General features: G+C 63.6%; 14 protein-coding genes and 1 pseudogene. 9 read left to right on the top strand and 6 right to left on the bottom strand.

Annotation, left to right across the window (positions count from 1 at the left end; translation table 11 throughout):
- Positions 1-50: 50 nt before the first annotated feature.
- Positions 51-755 (bottom strand): IS6 family transposase, encoded by a 705-nt coding sequence (locus BHD06_RS16485; protein ID WP_080458075.1) that lies wholly within the window; start codon positions 753-755, stop codon positions 51-53.
- Between the two features lie 319 nt (positions 756-1,074).
- Between BHD06_RS16485 and dusA the strand changes: the two genes are divergently transcribed.
- Complete coding sequence (dusA, locus tag BHD06_RS16480; protein ID WP_080458074.1) at positions 1,075-2,088, top strand: tRNA dihydrouridine(20/20a) synthase DusA; 1,014 nt, start codon at positions 1,075-1,077, stop codon at positions 2,086-2,088.
- 18 nt (positions 2,089-2,106) lie between these two features.
- Here the strand turns inward: dusA and BHD06_RS16475 are convergent, their stop codons facing one another.
- The 4 genes from BHD06_RS16475 to BHD06_RS16460 all read right to left on the bottom strand — a co-directional run bounded on the left by BHD06_RS16475 (position 2,107) and on the right by BHD06_RS16460 (position 6,608).
- Positions 2,107-3,594 carry a replicative DNA helicase gene (locus BHD06_RS16475; RefSeq protein ID WP_080458073.1) on the bottom strand — a complete coding sequence of 496 codons (1,488 nt, stop codon included), beginning with the start codon at positions 3,592-3,594 and terminating at the stop codon, positions 2,107-2,109.
- Between the two features lie 229 nt (positions 3,595-3,823).
- A complete protein-coding gene (locus BHD06_RS16470; protein WP_080458072.1) occupies positions 3,824-4,501 on the bottom strand; it encodes an orotate phosphoribosyltransferase in 678 nt (225 codons plus the stop codon).
- A gap of 76 nt (positions 4,502-4,577) precedes the next feature.
- The gene (gene pyrC, locus BHD06_RS16465; RefSeq protein WP_080458071.1) at positions 4,578-5,615 is read right to left on the bottom strand and encodes a dihydroorotase; all 1,038 of its coding nucleotides are present in this window, start codon (positions 5,613-5,615) and stop codon (positions 4,578-4,580) included.
- 51 nt (positions 5,616-5,666) lie between these two features.
- Complete coding sequence (locus BHD06_RS16460) at positions 5,667-6,608, bottom strand: phosphoadenosine phosphosulfate reductase (RefSeq protein ID WP_080458070.1); 942 nt, start codon at positions 6,606-6,608, stop codon at positions 5,667-5,669.
- 204 nt (positions 6,609-6,812) lie between these two features.
- On the opposite strand from BHD06_RS16460, the gene BHD06_RS16455 reads away from it, so the two are divergent.
- The 7 genes from BHD06_RS16455 to BHD06_RS16425 all read left to right on the top strand — a co-directional run bounded on the left by BHD06_RS16455 (position 6,813) and on the right by BHD06_RS16425 (position 14,886).
- Positions 6,813-7,721 (top strand): MoxR family ATPase, encoded by a 909-nt coding sequence (locus BHD06_RS16455; protein ID WP_139784767.1) that lies wholly within the window; start codon positions 6,813-6,815, stop codon positions 7,719-7,721.
- Between the two features lie 58 nt (positions 7,722-7,779).
- Complete coding sequence (locus tag BHD06_RS16450; RefSeq protein ID WP_080458068.1) at positions 7,780-9,042, top strand: VWA domain-containing protein; 1,263 nt, start codon at positions 7,780-7,782, stop codon at positions 9,040-9,042.
- A 4-nt stretch (positions 9,043-9,046) separates the two neighbouring features.
- Positions 9,047-10,009: an XdhC family protein gene (locus tag BHD06_RS16445; RefSeq protein ID WP_080458067.1), complete on the top strand. Its 963-nt coding sequence runs from the start codon at positions 9,047-9,049 to the stop codon at positions 10,007-10,009.
- The gene (locus BHD06_RS16440) at positions 10,006-10,998 is read left to right on the top strand and encodes a molybdopterin-binding protein (protein WP_080458066.1); all 993 of its coding nucleotides are present in this window, start codon (positions 10,006-10,008) and stop codon (positions 10,996-10,998) included. The genes BHD06_RS16445 and BHD06_RS16440 overlap by 4 nt, the downstream gene beginning before the upstream one ends.
- 117 nt (positions 10,999-11,115) lie before the next feature.
- Positions 11,116-11,601 carry a (2Fe-2S)-binding protein gene (locus BHD06_RS16435; RefSeq protein ID WP_080458065.1) on the top strand — a complete coding sequence of 162 codons (486 nt, stop codon included), beginning with the start codon at positions 11,116-11,118 and terminating at the stop codon, positions 11,599-11,601.
- A gap of 118 nt (positions 11,602-11,719) precedes the next feature.
- On the top strand, positions 11,720-14,083 hold the full coding sequence (locus BHD06_RS16430) for a xanthine dehydrogenase family protein molybdopterin-binding subunit (RefSeq protein ID WP_080458064.1): 2,364 nt from the start codon (positions 11,720-11,722) through the stop codon (positions 14,081-14,083).
- A gap of 11 nt (positions 14,084-14,094) precedes the next feature.
- Positions 14,095-14,886, top strand: coding sequence for a xanthine dehydrogenase family protein subunit M (locus BHD06_RS16425; RefSeq protein WP_080458063.1), 792 nt, complete (start codon positions 14,095-14,097; stop codon positions 14,884-14,886).
- Positions 14,887-15,214: 328 nt separating this feature from the next.
- On the opposite strand, the gene BHD06_RS23815 is transcribed toward BHD06_RS16425, so the two are convergent.
- Complete coding sequence (locus BHD06_RS23815; protein ID WP_080458062.1) at positions 15,215-15,412, bottom strand: hypothetical protein; 198 nt, start codon at positions 15,410-15,412, stop codon at positions 15,215-15,217.
- A gap of 103 nt (positions 15,413-15,515) precedes the next feature.
- Here BHD06_RS23815 and BHD06_RS23100 point away from each other — a divergent pair.
- Positions 15,516-15,722 (top strand): annotated as a pseudogene (locus tag BHD06_RS23100) (hypothetical protein); the annotation flags it as partial.
- Positions 15,723-15,740 lie beyond the last annotated feature (18 nt).

Genomic DNA, 15,740 nt, shown 5'->3' with positions numbered 1-15,740 from the left:
GCTGTCAGACCAATTCGAACTCGTCTCAGGAAGGGCAGGGTTGCTGCCCCTTACGCCGTGCAGAGATTGCGCCACTCGGCAAGAGCGAGGGCGCGGTTCCGTTTGAAATTTGATCTTGAGTAGAGGCTGCGCTCCGAGTTGAACAGATTGTAGATAGAGGCGTGGATGGCGGCGAATTTCTGCAAACTTCGCACTCGTCTGAACCGCAACATCGCTCGCTCACGCCTTCGGAACGGCAGGTGCGAATTCTCGGCTCGATTGTTCAACCAACGCCGCGTTTCCTGTCGATCGGCATTTCCTATTGCCTTCATCGCAGCGCCGTACGAGCGCAGTCGGTCCGTGACAATGATGTCTGAGCGACCGTGCTTGCGCATTGCTTTCTTTAGGAATTTCAGCGCGGCTTTCTTGTCGCGTGTCTTGGTCACGAAACTTTCCAGAACTTCGCCTTCGTGATCAACGGCTCGCCACAGATAATGTCTCTCACCGTTGATTTTCACGAACATCTCATCCAGGTGCCAGCGCCAGCGGCTGGATTTCAATCCGGCCACACGGCGTTTGTTGATCTCGGCTGCGAACAGTGGACCGAGCCGATGCCACCAAAACCTCACAGCTTCATGGCTTACATCTATGCCGCGCTCATGCAGCAGATCCTCGACGTTCCGGAGAGACAAAGGGAACCGCACATACATCATAACCGCCAGGCGGATGATCTCGGGGCTCGTCTTGAAGTATTTGAAAGGGTCTCGGTTTTTCATCCGAGCAGGGTGGGGCGGCGCCAATTGTGTCTCAACCCGGTTTCCTCTGACAATGCCGTTCGTTTTGTTTCGTGACGTGATGGTTGCCATTTTCAACCCTTTCCTGTTGGGAAGGACGATGGGGTCGGCCGATTTTGCCCGGAAATCGGGGAGCAAAAAAATCTTGTTGGCGTTCCCGCAGGCTGGTGCGTGACGTCCTCCGACGCCGGTGCTACAAAACGCTCCTCGAGTGCTACAATTGTAGCACCGGCTGTCGAAATCGCCGCCAATAGTGGCGAATGATCGCAAATCGTAGCCGCTATCGACGGAGGACTATTCAGTGAAACAAGGGATTCGCAGCACGACTGATGCTTCCCGCCTGTCCGTCGCCCCGATGATGGACTGGACCGACAGGCATTGTCGGTACTTGCACCGGCTACTCAGTCGGCATGTGTTGCTCTACACCGAGATGGTGACTGCGCCTGCCTTGGTGCGTGGCGGTGCCTTGCATCTGCTTGAGCACAATCAGGAGGAGCGCCCGGTTGCGTTGCAGCTGGGCGGGTCGGACCCGAAAGAGCTCGCGCAGGCGGCGCGGCTGGGGGCGGCGGCGGGTTATGCCGAGATCAACCTCAACTGCGGCTGTCCGTCGGACCGGGTGCAGTCGGGCACGTTCGGGGCGATTCTGATGAGGGATCCGGGGCTTGTGGCACAATGCGTGACAGAGATGCGCGAAGCGGTCGATTTGGATGTGACCGTGAAATGCCGGATCGGGGTGGACGATCAGGACCCCGAGGAGGTGCTGCCGGAGTTTCTCTCACGGATCGTGGCGGCGGGTTGTGAGCGGGTGCAGATCCACGCGCGCAAGGCTTGGTTGCAGGGCCTCAGCCCCAAGGAGAACCGCGATATTCCGCCGCTCGATTACGATCTGGTGCAGCGAATGAAGGGGCTGTTTCCCAATCTTCACATCTCGATAAATGGTGGTATCACCCATCTGGATCAGGCGGTTAGCCTATTGGATGCAGGTCTTGACGGGGTGATGGTGGGGCGCGCCGCGTATCATCAACCCGCGGATATTCTCTGTGCGGCGGATCGGCGGATCTTTGGCACAAAGGGCCCGGACAGCACTGCCGAAGGGGCCGTACGCGCCATGCTTCCCTATATCGAGGGGCATCTGTCCAACGGTGGCAGGCTGAACCAGATCACGCGGCACATGTTGGGGCTGTTCGCAGGACGGCCGGGCGCGCGGAGTTGGCGCAGGACGTTGTCGGAGGGGGCGACACAGCCCGGCGTGGGGCCGGAGTTGGTCGAACGCGCGCTGTCCGACATCGAGGCAGCGGCGCGGGTTACGGCGTAACCATGGTGCGTCGAGGCCTCAGAATTCCGCGCCGCCGCCCTGTTGCCAAGGTTTCACGAGATTTCCGAACCGGGTGAATTGCGATTCGAAGCTGAGCTCGACCGTGCCGATGGGGCCGTGGCGCTGCTTGCCGATGATCACCTCGGCCTTGCCGTGCAGCCGCGCCATGGCCTCTTGCCATTCGGCCATCTTTTCCATCTCGTGATCACCCGGTTTCTCGCGTTCCTTGTAGTATTCTTCGCGGAACACGAACATCACCACGTCGGCATCCTGTTCGATGGAGCCGGATTCGCGCAGGTCCGAGAGTTGCGGGCGCTTGTCCTCGCGGCTCTCGACCTGACGCGAGAGCTGAGACAGGGCAAGGACCGGAATATCGAGTTCCTTGGCGATGGCTTTGAGGCCCATGGAAATCTCGCCGATTTCCTGAACGCGGTTTTCGGACGAGCCGCGCACAAGCTGAAGATAATCGACGATCAACAGGTCGAGCCCGTGGGTGCGCTTGAGCCGCCGGGCGCGGGCGGCAAGTTGCGAGATCGGGATTGCGGCGGTGTCGTCAATGAAGAGCGGGCAGGATTCGAGCGATTTGGCGGCCTCGACAAAGCGGCGAAACTCCTCTTCGTCCATGTCGCCCTGCCGGATCTTGTGTGAGGAAATCTCGGAGGCTTCGGCCAGGATTCGGCCCGCCAATTGCTCGGCGCTCATTTCCAGCGAGAAGAAGCCGACAACGCCACCATCCACCGCGCCTTGCGTGCCGTCGGGCCGGGTGCCCTTCTTGTAGGCGCGGGCGACGTTGAAGGCGATGTTGGTGGCCAGCGACGTCTTGCCCATCGAGGGACGTCCGGCAAGGATCAACAGGTCGGATTTGTGCAACCCGCCCAGCTTGCCATCCATGTCGAGCAGACCGGTCGAGACGCCCGCGAGCCCGCCTTCGCGCTGATAGGCCGCGTTTGCAACATTAACTGCGTCTGTTACCGCCTTGAGAAAGCTTTGAAAACCGGATTCAGACTGTCCCTGTTCGGCCAATTGGTAGAGCTTTTGCTCTGCCTCGACGATCTGGTCCTTGGGTTCGCTGTCGACATGGACGCGGGCGGCCTTGCCCGCGATGTCATGTCCGAGAGCGATCAGCTCGCGGCGGATCGCGAGGTCATAGATCATCTGCGCATAATCGCGCGCGGCATAGGTCGAGATCGCGGCCCCGGCAAGTTTCACAAGGTAATTCGCGCCGCCCAACTCCTGCAGACCCTCGTCATCGTCGAGAAAGGCGCGCAGGGTGACGGGCGAGGCAAGGTTGTTCTTGGCGATGCGCGCGGCGGCGGTCTCGAAGATGCGGGCATGGACCGGGTCATAGAAATGCTGCGGCCCGATGATGGCGGCGATGCGGTCATAAACATCGTTATTGGTCAGGATCGCGCCGAGGATCTGCTGCTCGGCCTCGATCGAATGGGGCATCGTCTCGGCGGCCTGAATCTCGGTGCCGGTTGGATTGAATACGCTGACCTCGTTCATGCCTACTGTCCCTGTCGTCTTTGTCTTTTTGGCGTTCGGGTGTTCTAAGCCAAAGCTTGCGCGCATGCCACATGTATAAGCCTGTGGAGGGTTGCCGGGATAACCCTCTGAACAAGCCGCCCCTGCATATTCTTGCCCCGCATTCTGTGGTGCGTGGCTGCTATGCTACCATATCTGGAAGGCGATTTCGATTCGCGATGCAGGTTATCCACCGCGCCGAAACAGGATTTTATTTCTTGTTTGCTTCCTGCCACTTACGGGGATCGCGCAGGAATTCCTCGACCTGATCGAGGGTGGCGGCGCTGAATGACGTCTGCTCGCGGGCCTCTGCCAGCACGTCCCACCAGGTGCACAGATGGTGAAGGGCGACACCGTGATCGCCGAGCGTTTTCTCGGTGTCGGGGAAGATGCCGTAATAGAAGATCACCGCCGTGTGCGCGCAACGGGCACCGGTCTCGCGGATGGCATCGACAAAGCTGAGTTTCGAGCCGCCATCAGTGGTGAGGTCCTCTACCAGAAGAACCCGCTGGCCTTCGTTCATCGCCCCTTCGATGCGGGCGTTGCGGCCGTAACCCTTGGGCTTCTTGCGGACATAGGTCATCGGCAGGGCCATGCGCTCGGCCACCAGTGCGGCAAAGGGAATGCCCGCCGTCTCGCCGCCCGCGATATTGTCGAACGCCTCGAAGCCTGCCTCGCGCATCACGGTGACGGTGAGAAAGTCCATCAGGGTGCTGCGGATGCGCGGGTAGGAGATGAGCCGCCGACAGTCGATATAGGTGGGCGACGGCAGGCCGGAGGCCAGCGTGAACGGCTCGTCCGCATTGAAATGCACCGCGCCGATCTCGAGCAGCATGCGGGCGGTGAGGCGGGCGATTTCGGCTTTGGGAGGGTAGGTGGCAGGGATCATGGCGTGGTCCTTGGGTTCGGCGCTGCGCTGAAGAGATTTGATGCCTCCGGCGGGAGTGTTTCGTGAACAGTGAAGATCAGTCCACCCGCCAATGCAGCGCATAGCCGGGGTTGAACACGCTGACGGGGCCGTCGCCGGTGTCGATCTTGTCGGGGTAGGGGACGGGGTCGTCCTTGGTCAGGGTGATCCGTGCCTCGTTCGGGGGTAGACCGTAGAAGGCGGGACCATTGAGCGAGGTGAAGCCTTCGAGGCGATCCAGCGCATCCTCCTCCTCGAATACATGGGCGAGGATCGACATGGTGTTGGGCGCGGTAAAGCAGCCGGCACAGCCGCAGGCGCTTTCCTTATTGGGGTCGGTATGGGGTGCGCTGTCGGTGCCGAGAAAGAAGCGTGCGTCGCCTGAGGTGGCGGCGCGGCGCAGGGCGAGGCGGTGGGTTTCGCGTTTTGCCACGGGCAGGCAATAATAATGCGGTTTGATCCCTCCGACAAGGATATGATTGCGGTTGATCACGAGGTGATGGGTGGTGATGGTGGCGGCGAGATCCTGCGCGTTGGATCGGACGTAGTCCACGCCGTCCCGCGTCGTGATATGCTCCATCACCACACGCAGCCCCGGCGTGGCGCGGCGCACAGGGTCGAGCACGCGGTCGATGAACACCGCCTCGCGGTCGAAGATGTCGATCTCCGGCTCCGTCACCTCGCCATGCACGCAGAGTGGCAGGCCGATCTCGGCCATCTTGTCGAGCACGCCGCGCACCTTGTCAAAGTCGCGCACGCCCGAGGCGGAGTTGGTAGTGGCCCCTGCGGGGTAGAGTTTGACCGCCGATATGAGGCCGTTTGCATGGGCGGCGGCGACGTCGTGCGCGTCGGTCTGCTCTGTCAAATAGAGCGTCATCAGGGGAGTGAACTCCATCCCTTCGGGCAGCGCCGCCATGATCCGGTCGCGATAGGCGCGGGCGTCGGCGGACGTGACCACCGGCGGTACGAGATTGGGCATGATGATGGCGCGCGCAAAATGGCGAGCGCTTTCGGGCAGGACGGCGCGCAGCATCGCGCCATCGCGCAGGTGCAGGTGCCAATCGTCGGGACGGCGGAGGGTCAGGGTCTGGCTCATGGCTTATGCGCATACACAATCGTGCGGGCCAAGGCCAGAGCGCAGGAGGCGTCAGGTGCCGCGCTCTTCGAGACGTGCTTCGGCCATGGCCAGAGCCTTGCGGAAGCGTGGCCCACCCACCCGACGTGAGAGCGCGTTGCGGCAATGCAGAATCGTCAGGCGATCGCGCTCATCGGCGACAAGGCGGCGCATCACATTGGCGAGATAGGGGGTCTCATCCCGGCGGGCGCGCCACATCCGGGCAAGAGCGAGCGGGGTGAGGTGATCTTCGCTCAGCGCCCCGATTACATGCGCAATCAGCCCCATGCGCGCAAGGCTCTGTTCGATCTGGTAGCCAAGGAACCGCGTGCGGAATTTCATCACATTCGCACGGGTAAAGAGTGCCGCGTGCATCGCGTCAAGCTCCACGTCCGGGTCGTAGAGCAGCACCGCCGTGCGGGCGGCGTCGAGCATGTCGGGGGCATAGCCATATCTGTCGGTAAAGGAGGTACGGCGCATATTCAGGTAACGGTCGTCCCATTCCGCAACGCGCGGGTCGAGCGTGGCCTGTGGGCTGAGCATGACCACCTTCGCCCCCGGTGCCGCCACAGAAAAGGCGGCCGCCGCATAGCCGCAGGGCCCCGCGCCGTAAAAGATCACCTGCTCGAACTCGTCGAAAAAGCCGTCATCTACAAGCCGGTCGAAATAGCCGTAGACCCGGGCGTCGCGGAACCAGGTCGCGCCATTGCCAAGCAGGCACAGATGCGACCAGCCCCGCGCCTTCGCGAGCGACCAGCCGAGCGGCTGCGCGCTATTCGAGGTGTCGGACAAGCGGTTGAAATTCTCGAATGTCACCAGAAGGGTCGGCTTGCGTTCAATCAGCAGGGCAGCATGTCGATCGCCCAGGGGCTGGCAATAGCCGTCATCACCTGCGAGCGTGTCGGTGCGCTCGATCCAGGCCTCCCAGTGCAGTCCGGAAAGGTCAGCCTCGAAAATGTCGGCGCTGTCGTGCATGTTTGTCCGAACCCTTGTTCTGCCCGGCGGGGCCATGCCACGCCTCAACATGGTAAACCTTGGTCCTGCAATGGGGCGAAACTTGGGAAAATCCAAGAGCTTTCCGCGCGGATTTGCGACCTTTGTGTGAGGTCGACGGCCTTGACCGCGGCGCAGTTGCGATGCACTTGATGAGCGCAGCCAAGATGCAGCGGAGGCGAAAGCGTGCAAAACCCCACATCCATCGGCGCAGTACAGGACATGCTGGCGGGACAGAATTATGTCTGCGGCCGCGCGCTCGGCACGGTGACGTATCTCTCGCTGACCCTGGGGCGGCCGCTGTTCCTAGAGGGCGAGGCGGGCACCGGCAAGACCGAGATCGCCAAGGCCATCGCCGCCGGCCTCGGACGTAGGCTGATCCGGCTGCAATGCTACGAGGGGCTCGATGCGGCCAGCGCCGTTTATGAATGGAATTTCGCCGAGCAGATGATCGCCATCCGCACCGCCGAGGCTGCGGGCGGCGTGGATCGCGGGCATCTCAAGGATGAGCTCTTCACTGAGGACTATCTGGTCGAGCGTCCGCTCTTGCAGGCGATGCGCCCACAGTCAGGGGGGGCGCCGGTGCTGCTCATTGACGAAATCGACCGCACCGATGAGCCCTTTGAGGCGTTCTTGCTGGAGGCGCTTTCGGATTTCCAAGTGACGATCCCGGAGCTTGGGACGATCCATGCACCCGAGCCGCCGATCGTGATCCTGACCTCGAATCGCACCCGCGAGGTGCATGACGCCCTCAAGCGCCGTTGCCTTTATCACTGGGTGGAGTATCCGACATTCGCGCGCGAAATCGAGATTCTTCAGGCCCGCGCACCTGAAGCGGCGGAGCAACTCAGCCGCGAGGTGGTGGCGTTCGTTCAGGCCCTGCGCACCGAGGATCTTTTCAAGAAACCAGGCGTGGCCGAGACCATTGACTGGGCCAAGTGCCTGCTGGCGCTCGACGTGATCAGCCTAAGCCCCGAGGTGATCGCCGACACGCTCGGTGCGATCCTGAAATACCAGGACGATATCGCGCGCATGCAAGGCTCCGAGGCCAAGCGCATCCTCGACGAGGTGCGCAGCACGCTGGCCCCCGCCTGATGTTTCTTTTTGGCAGAAATACTCCGGGGGTGTGGGGGCAGCGCCCCCACGTCATGCCATGACAGATTACGCCCCGCTCGAACTGCCCGACGACCCCAAGCTCACTCATAACATCGCCCATTTCGCGCGGGCGCTGCGGGCGGCCGGTCTGCCTATCGGCCCCGGTCGGGTGATCGATGCGGTGCGCGCGGTGGCCGCCGCCGGGTTCAGCAGCCGCGAGGATTTCTTTTACACATTGCGCGCCTGTTTGGTCACGCGGCCTGAGCATCTGACAGTTTTTGCGCAGGTGTTTCGCCTCTACTGGCGTGATCCGCGCTACATGGAGCATATGATGGCGATGATGCTGCCCGCCATCCGCGGCGTGCAGGAAGACCGCCGCGCGCAGGCCGCCGAAAAGCGTGCGGCTGAGGCGCTGCTCGATGGTGTGGCGCGCGACGCGCCCGAGATCGAGGAGCATGAGGGCGACGAGGTGCAGATCGATATCGACGCCTCGGCGACGATGTCGGGCGAGGAGCGATTGCGCAAACTGGATTTTGAGCAGATGAGCAATGCCGAGGTGGCGCAGGCCAAGCGCATGCTGGCGCGGCTGACCTTGCCGGTCAAACCCTTCGCCTCGCGCCGCGGGGTGGCAAGCCCGCAGGGCGCGCGGCTCGACATGCGCCGTAGTTTGCGCGGGGCGCTGCGCCACGGCGGCGAAATGCGCCGCATTCACCATAAGAAGCCGCGCGAGCGATGGCCCAATCTTGTCGTTTTGTGCGATATTTCCGGCTCGATGAGCCAGTATAGCCGCATGGTCTTGCACTTTCTCCATGCAGTCGCCAATCAGAAGGGGGCGGGCTGGGCGCGCGTGCATGCCTTCACCTTTGGCACGCAACTGACCAATATCACCCGCCAACTGGCGACGCGGGATGTCGATGCAGCCCTTGCCGCCGCCGGGAAACAGGCGCAGGATTGGGAGGGTGGCACGCGCATCGGGGCGTCGCTGCACGCGTTCAACCGCGACTGGTCGCGCCGGGTGATGGGGCAGGGGGCGGTGGTGCTCTTGATCACCGACGGGCTGGACCGTGACGCCCCCGAGGCGCTGAGCCACGAGATGGAGCGCCTGCACCTGTCGTCGCGGCGACTGATCTGGCTCAACCCGCTGCTCAGGTGGGAGGGGTTTGCGCCCAAGGCCCAAGGCATCCGCGCGATGCTGCCGCATGTGGATGCGTTCCGCGCGGGCCATTCCATCGCCACGCTGGAGGATCTGGCCCAGGCGATCTCGCGCCGCGACGACGATGGCGAAAAGGCGCGGCTGATGGCGGCTATGCAGGAGGGATGAGAGGATGGACCGTTTCGACGACATACCCGAAACCGTGCTCGCGTGGCACCGCGCGGGTAAGGGGGCGGCCTTGGCCACGGTGGTCGAGACCTGGGGCAGCGCGCCGCGCCGGGTCGGCAGTCAGCTGGCGATTTCCGGCGAGGGAGAGATCGCCGGGTCGGTCTCGGGTGGTTGTGTCGAGGGCGCGGTGGTGGTCGAGGCGCTCGACGCCATTGAAGACGCCCGCTCGGTGAAGCTGGAATACGGCGTCAGCGATGGCGATGCCTTTGCCGTGGGGCTGGCCTGTGGCGGCACGATCCGGGTGCTGGTGGAGCCGGTGGGCTCGGTCCTGCCAGAGGAATTGCTGGCCGATCTGGTATTGGCGCGCGAGGGGCGCGTGCCGGTGGCCTATGTGAGCGGTCCGGCGGGCCGCAGGCTGGAGCGCGACGGGCATGAGAGCCGCTTTCGGATGGATCGTTCGGGGTTCGATGAGGATGGCGAGACGTTTATTGCCATCCACAACCCGCCGCTGCGCCTGATCATTGTGGGTGCGGTCCATATCGCACAAGCCCTCGTGCCGATGGCCCGGATCGCGGGCTATGACCCGATCCTGATCGACCCGCGCGAGAGCTTTGGTAGCGAGGCGCGGTTTCCCGGTGAGACGGTGCTGCACGACTGGCCCGATGAGGGGCTAAGGGCTTTGGGCCTCGATCTGCGCACCGCGCTGGTGCTGCTGACCCATGATCCCAAGCTCGATGATCCTGCGCTGATCGAGGCGCTGCGCTCGGACGTGTTCTACATCGGTGCGCTAGGCTCGACCCGGACGCATGCCAGGCGCGTGGAACGTCTGACCGGGGCCGGGTTTTCCGAGGCCGAGATCGGGCGCATTCACGGGCCCATCGGCCTTGATATCGGGGCGGCGGGGCCGTCGGAGATCGCGGTGAGCATCCTAGCCGAGATGACCCGGGTTCTGAGGAAAGGCGCATGAAGTTTGGCCCGGTGCCGCTGGCGGAGGCGGAGGGCGCGATCCTTGCGCATTCCGAGCAGGTGGCGACGGGGCGGTTGCGCAAGGGCGCGGTGCTGGACGCGGGCGAGATCGCGGCGCTGGAACAGGCGGGCTATGACAGCGTGACCGTCGCGCGGCTTGAGGCGGGGGATCTGCACGAGGACGCCGCCGCCGAAACGCTGGCGCGCGCGCTGCACGACCGGGCTGCGGACATTGCCCGGGGGCAACCCTTCACGGGGCGAGTGAACCTGACGGCGAAGGCGCCCGGCGTGGTCTGTCTCGATGTGGGTGCGATCCATGCCGCCAATGCGGTGCATCCGATGGTCACCCTGGCCACCGTGCCCGACCACCATCAGATCCACGCAGGCGGGATGATCGCGACGGTCAAGATCATCGCCTACGGCGTGCCGGGCGCGGCGCTGGCGGCGGCGGCAGAGGCCGCGCGCGGGGCGGTGCGGCTGGCCACGGCGCGTTATGGCACGGTCAGCCTGATCGTCACGGACGTGCCCGGCGGGCCGGGGATCAAAGGCGTAGATTCGATTGAGGCGCGGGTCGCTGGCCTCGGCATGGAGATGGCCGAGACGGTGACCCGCCCCCACGACGAGGACGAACTGGCGCAGGCCATACGCGCGGCCAAGGGCGAGATCGTGCTGATCCTCACCGCCTCGGCCACGTCGGACCCCCATGATACCGCCCCGCAGGCGCTGCGCCTCGCGGGCGGTCGGGTGGAGCGGTTCGGCATGCCTGTCGATCCGGGTAACCTGTTGTTTCTGGGCGCACTCGGAGACAAACCGGTGATTGGCCTGCCCGGCTCGGCGCGCAGCCCGGTGCTGCACGGGGCCGACTGGGTGCTGGCACGGGTGGCCTGCGGACTGCCTTGTGGTGCCGCCGAGATTGCGGCGATGGGGGTCGGCGGTCTGCTCAAGGAAATCCCGACGCGCCCGCAGCCCCGACGCGGCCCGCGCGGCTAAGGCGCAAGAAACCGGGTTCTCAAGCGGCGGGAGGCATGCTTTAGTCGCATTGGACAGTCGGGCATAGGCGACTAGTGTCTAACTGGAAGCGACACATTATCGAACCGGGAGGAGCCAATGCCAGAGGTCAAGATGACCGTGAACGGCAAGCCAGCGTCGGGCCTGATTGAGGGCCGCACGCTTCTTGTCGATTTTCTGAGAGAGAAACTGGGCCTGACAGGCACGCATGTGGGCTGTGACACCAGCCAGTGTGGGGCCTGCGTGGTGCATGTGGGTGGCCGCGCCGTCAAGGCCTGCACGATGTTCGCCGCCGAAGCCGAGGGCATGGAGGTGAAGACCATCGAGGGGATGGCCGAGCCTGACGGCACGCTGCATCCCATTCAGGCCGCGTTCCAGAACCATCACGGGTTGCAATGCGGGTTCTGCACGCCCGGCATGGTGATGTCGGCGGCGGCGCTGCTCAAGGACAACCCCACGCCAACAGAGGCCGAGGTGCGCGACTACCTCGAAGGGAACCTGTGCCGGTGCACGGGCTATCATAATATCGTCAAGGCGATCCTCGCGGCATCCGGTCAGGATGTGAGCAAGATCGCGGCGGAATAAGCGGACAAGAGGGGGCGCTGCCCCCGCGCCTGCGGCGCTCCCCCGGAATATTTCGGGCAAGATGAAAATGCTGCGGGTTTGATGGGGGAGACCCCGGACCATTCAGGGAGGTCAAGACATGCCAAAGGACGGAGGCATCGGCGCCAGCACCAAGCGGCGCGAGGACGTGCGGTTTCTGACCGGCACGGGGAACTATACCGATGACATCAATCTACGCGGGCAGGCCTATGTGCATTTCCTGCGCTCGGACGTGGCGCATGGACGGCTCAACACCGTCGATACCAGCGCCGCCGAGGGGATGCCGGGCGTGATCCGGATATTCACCGGCAAGGATTTCGAAGGTATCGGCGGCCTGCCCTGCGGCTGGCAGGTGACCGACCGGCACGGCGAGGTGATGCAGGAGCCGGGGCACCCGGTTCTGGCGCAGGGCAAGGTACGTCATGTCGGCGATCCGATTGCCGCCGTGGTGGCCGAGACCCGCGAACAGGCGCGCGATGCCGCCGAGGCAATCGAGCTTGATATCGAGGAATTGCCGGCGGTGGTGGACATGAAGGCGGCGCTAGAGGACGGCGCGCCGAAGGTGCATGACGATCTGACTTCGAACCTCTGCTATGACTGGGGGTTCGTCGAGGAGAACAAGGCGGCGGTGGATGAGGCGTTCAAGTCCGCCGCGCATGTCACCACGCTGGAACTGGTGAACAACCGGCTGGTTGCCAACCCGATGGAGCCACGCGTCGCCGTGGGGGATTACAATCGCTCGACCGGGGATCACACGCTCTATACCACGAGCCAGAACCCGCATGTGATCCGCTTGCTGATGGGGGCCTTTGTGCTGGGTATCCCCGAGCACAAGCTGCGCGTGGTGGCCCCGGATGTGGGCGGCGGGTTTGGATCGAAGATCTTTCATTATGCTGAAGAGGCATTTTGCACCTTTGCCGCCAAGGCGCTCAACCGCCCGGTGAAGTGGACCTGCTCGCGCTCCGAGGCGTTCATTACCGATGCGCATGGCCGCGACCACGTGACGAAGATCGAACTGGCACTGGATGCCGAGAACAATTTTACCGCGCTGCGCACAGATACCTATGCGAATATGGGGGCGTACCTGAGCACCTTTGCGCCTTCGGTGCCGACCTGGCTGCATGGCACGCTGATGGCCGGGAACTACAAGACGCCGCTGATATACGTGAACGTCAAGGCGGTGTTTACCAATACCGTACCGGTCGATGCCTATCGCGGTGCGGGACGCCCCGAGGCGACCTATCAGCTGGAGCGCGTGATCGACAAGGCGGCGCGTGAGTTGGGGGTCGATCCGATCGCGCTGCGGCGGCAGAACTTCATCACCGAGTTTCCCTATGCGACGCCGGTGGCGGTGGAATATGACACCGGTGATTATCATGCCACGATGGACAAGCTGGAAGAGATCGGGGATTTCAAGGGCTTTGCAGCACGCCGCAAGGAGAGCGAGGCCAAGGGCCGCCTGCGCGGTCTCGGAATCAACTGCTATATCGAGGCCTGCGGCATCGCGCCGTCGAATCTGGTCGGGCAGTTGGGTGCGCGCGCAGGGCTCTATGAGAGTGCGACGGTGCGGGTGAATGCCACCGGCGGTCTGGTGGTGATGACCGGCTCACACAGCCATGGGCAGGGACATGAGACGTCTTTCGCCCAAGTGGTGGCCGAGATGATCGGCATCGACGCCGATCAGGTCGAGATCGTGCATGGCGACACCGCCAACACACCGATGGGTATGGGGACCTATGGCTCGCGCTCTATCGCCGTGGGCGGCTCTGCCATGGTGCGGGCGACCGAGAAGATCATCAACAAGGCCAAGAAGATCGCGGCCCATCTGATGGAGGCGAGCGAGGCCGATATCGAGCTCAAGGACGGGCAGTTCAGCGTCGCGGGCACGGATAAATCCGTGGCCTGGGGCGATGTCACGCTGGCCGCCTATGTGCCGCACAACTATCCGCTCGAGGATATCGAACCGGGGCTGGAAGAGACGGCGTTCTACGATCCGTCGAATTTCACCTACCCGTCAGGGGCCTATGCCTGCGAGGTGGAGGTCGATCCAGAAACCGGCCGCGTGACCATCGAACGCTTTGCCGCTGCTGACGATTTCGGCAATATCATCAACCCGATGATTGTCTCGGGGCAGGTGCATGGCGGAATCGGTCAGGGCATCGGTCAGGCGCTGCTCGAGGCGTGTGTCTATGACGAGAACGGGCAGCTGCAGAGCGGCTCTTACATGGATTATGCGATGCCGCGCGCCGATGATGTGCCGTTCTACGAGGTTGATCATTCCTGCCAGACGCCCTGCACGCACAACCCGCTCGGGGTCAAGGGCTGTGGCGAGGCGGGGGCCATCGGAAGCCCGCCCTCGGTGGTGAACGCGGTGATCGACGCGCTGCAATCGGGGGGCAAGAACGTCACCCATATCGACATGCCGCTGTCGCCGTCGCGCGTCTGGCAAGCGATGCAAGGGTAAGGAGAGCGATCATGTATGCATTCGATATCGAAAGGCCCACGCGGTTGACCGATGCGGTGAAACTGCTGAGCGATGCGACCGACAGCCAGCCCCTTGGTGGTGGTCAGACGCTGATTCCGGCGTTGAAGGCGAGGCTTGCCGCGCCGGAGCGTCTGGTTTGCTTGTCTGGCGTTGACGAGATCAAGGGCATCTGCACCGCCGATGACGGCGCGCTCTGCATCGGTGGGGGCACGTGCCATGCCGATGTGGCGGCAGGGGCGGGGGCCTATCCCGCGCTGGCAAGTCTCGCTGCCAATATCGGTGACCCGGCTGTGCGCAATCGCGGCACCATCGGCGGCAGCCTTGCCAATAACGACCCGTCGGCCTGTTACCCGGCGGCGCTGCTGGCGTCGGGGGCCACGGTCGTGACCACGAACCGCAAGATCGCCGCCGATGACTTCTTTGAAGGCATGTTCACAACATCGCTGGAGGACGGAGAGATCATTACCGAAGTGCGCTTTCCGGTGCCGGAAAAGGCGAATTACCAAAAGTTCGAGCAGCCTGCGTCGCGGTTCGCGCTGGTCGGTGTGTTCGTCGCAAAATATGCGGACGGAGTGCGGGTGGCCGTGACCGGCGCGTCGGAGGACGGAGTCTTTCGCTGGTCCGAGGCGGAGGCGGCGCTGTCGTCTGATTTCTCCGCTGGTGCTATAGAGGGGCTGAGCCTGCCGGGTGATGGCATGATCAGCGACATGCATGGCTCGGCTGACTACCGCGCGCATCTGGTGGGCGTTGTGACTCGCCGGGCGGTGACGGCGGCGGGCTGAGGCGGTTTACGCGAGGAGAATGCGCCGCGTTCCGGGAGGGGCGCGGCCTTTTTTGGTGCGGCACGGCGATGCGCGGCGGCCTTTGGCCGCGTTTCGCGCAGGGTGCTTCAATCGGATGTTCGAAACAGGCCAATTCCGCGCTCCAATCAAGTCTTTCGGGGCGCGTTACCGCTCAATATCCGCTCCACCGGATCGCAGACCCTCTCCGGGTCCTTCTCATGCGCACGGTGCCCCAGGCCGGTTAGATGCGTGACCATACAGTTGGGCAGGCGCCGTGCGGTGCGGTCGGAGACCTCGGGCGGCACGGCAAGATCATTTTCTCCGGTAATCAGGTGGCAGGGGCGGTCACGCTCTCCAGCCGCTGGAGCAGGCCGTCAATATCCAATTTCGACATCATCCGCAGGGTGCCGTCAACATGGCAGAGATCCGAGATCAGCCTAGCATAGAACGCCAGCCCCGGGTCGTCGCGCCGCGATCCCGCCCCCTCGATCAGCCGCCTTGCGCGGTCGAGCCAGCCTTGCGGCAAGATGCGGTGGCGTGCGCTCGGTCATGGGCAGAATCAGACGGGCGGGTTGAGTGGCCAGCCCCGCCTGTCAGACCAGACGCCCTCGGGCCAGCCTCGCGGCGATACCGATCAGACCGTGGCGCCCGAGGGCGATGACACGTTCTGTGCATTGAGCCCGGTGCCGCATCTGGGCCATGCAAATCCGGCGGATTGGCAGGCCGAGGCGGAACCAAACCGCCAAAAGGCGCAGAAGGTTCTGGAGGAGCAGCTATTGCCTGCTCTATCTGACATGGGTCAGCGTGGCTGGTGCGCTCAACGTCTCGGTCCTGCGGCTCAACCATGATGAGGC

Source organism: Roseovarius sp. A-2, assembly GCF_002072155.1.
Classification (GTDB): domain Bacteria; phylum Pseudomonadota; class Alphaproteobacteria; order Rhodobacterales; family Rhodobacteraceae; genus Roseovarius.
This window is presented reverse-complemented; position numbering and strand designations above follow the sequence as displayed.

Bases quoted from the DNA above. Each gene is read 5' to 3' on its own strand.
- BHD06_RS16485 (WP_080458075.1), bottom strand. From the start codon at position 755: ATGAAAAACCGAGACCCTTTCAAATACTTCAAGACGAGCCCCGAGATC.
- BHD06_RS16475 (WP_080458073.1), bottom strand. From the start codon at position 3,594: ATGAACGAGGTCAGCGTATTCAATCCAACCGGCACCGAGATTCAGGCC.
- BHD06_RS16470 (WP_080458072.1), bottom strand. From the start codon at position 4,501: ATGATCCCTGCCACCTACCCTCCCAAAGCCGAAATCGCCCGCCTCACC.
- pyrC (WP_080458071.1), bottom strand. From the start codon at position 5,615: ATGAGCCAGACCCTGACCCTCCGCCGTCCCGACGATTGGCACCTGCAC.
- BHD06_RS16460 (WP_080458070.1), bottom strand. From the start codon at position 6,608: ATGCACGACAGCGCCGACATTTTCGAGGCTGACCTTTCCGGACTGCAC.
- BHD06_RS16450 (WP_080458068.1), top strand. From the start codon at position 7,780: ATGACAGATTACGCCCCGCTCGAACTGCCCGACGACCCCAAGCTCACT.
- BHD06_RS16445 (WP_080458067.1), top strand. From the start codon at position 9,047: ATGGACCGTTTCGACGACATACCCGAAACCGTGCTCGCGTGGCACCGC.
- BHD06_RS16440 (WP_080458066.1), top strand. From the start codon at position 10,006: ATGAAGTTTGGCCCGGTGCCGCTGGCGGAGGCGGAGGGCGCGATCCTT.
- BHD06_RS16435 (WP_080458065.1), top strand. From the start codon at position 11,116: ATGCCAGAGGTCAAGATGACCGTGAACGGCAAGCCAGCGTCGGGCCTG.
- BHD06_RS16430 (WP_080458064.1), top strand. From the start codon at position 11,720: ATGCCAAAGGACGGAGGCATCGGCGCCAGCACCAAGCGGCGCGAGGAC.
- BHD06_RS16425 (WP_080458063.1), top strand. From the start codon at position 14,095: ATGTATGCATTCGATATCGAAAGGCCCACGCGGTTGACCGATGCGGTG.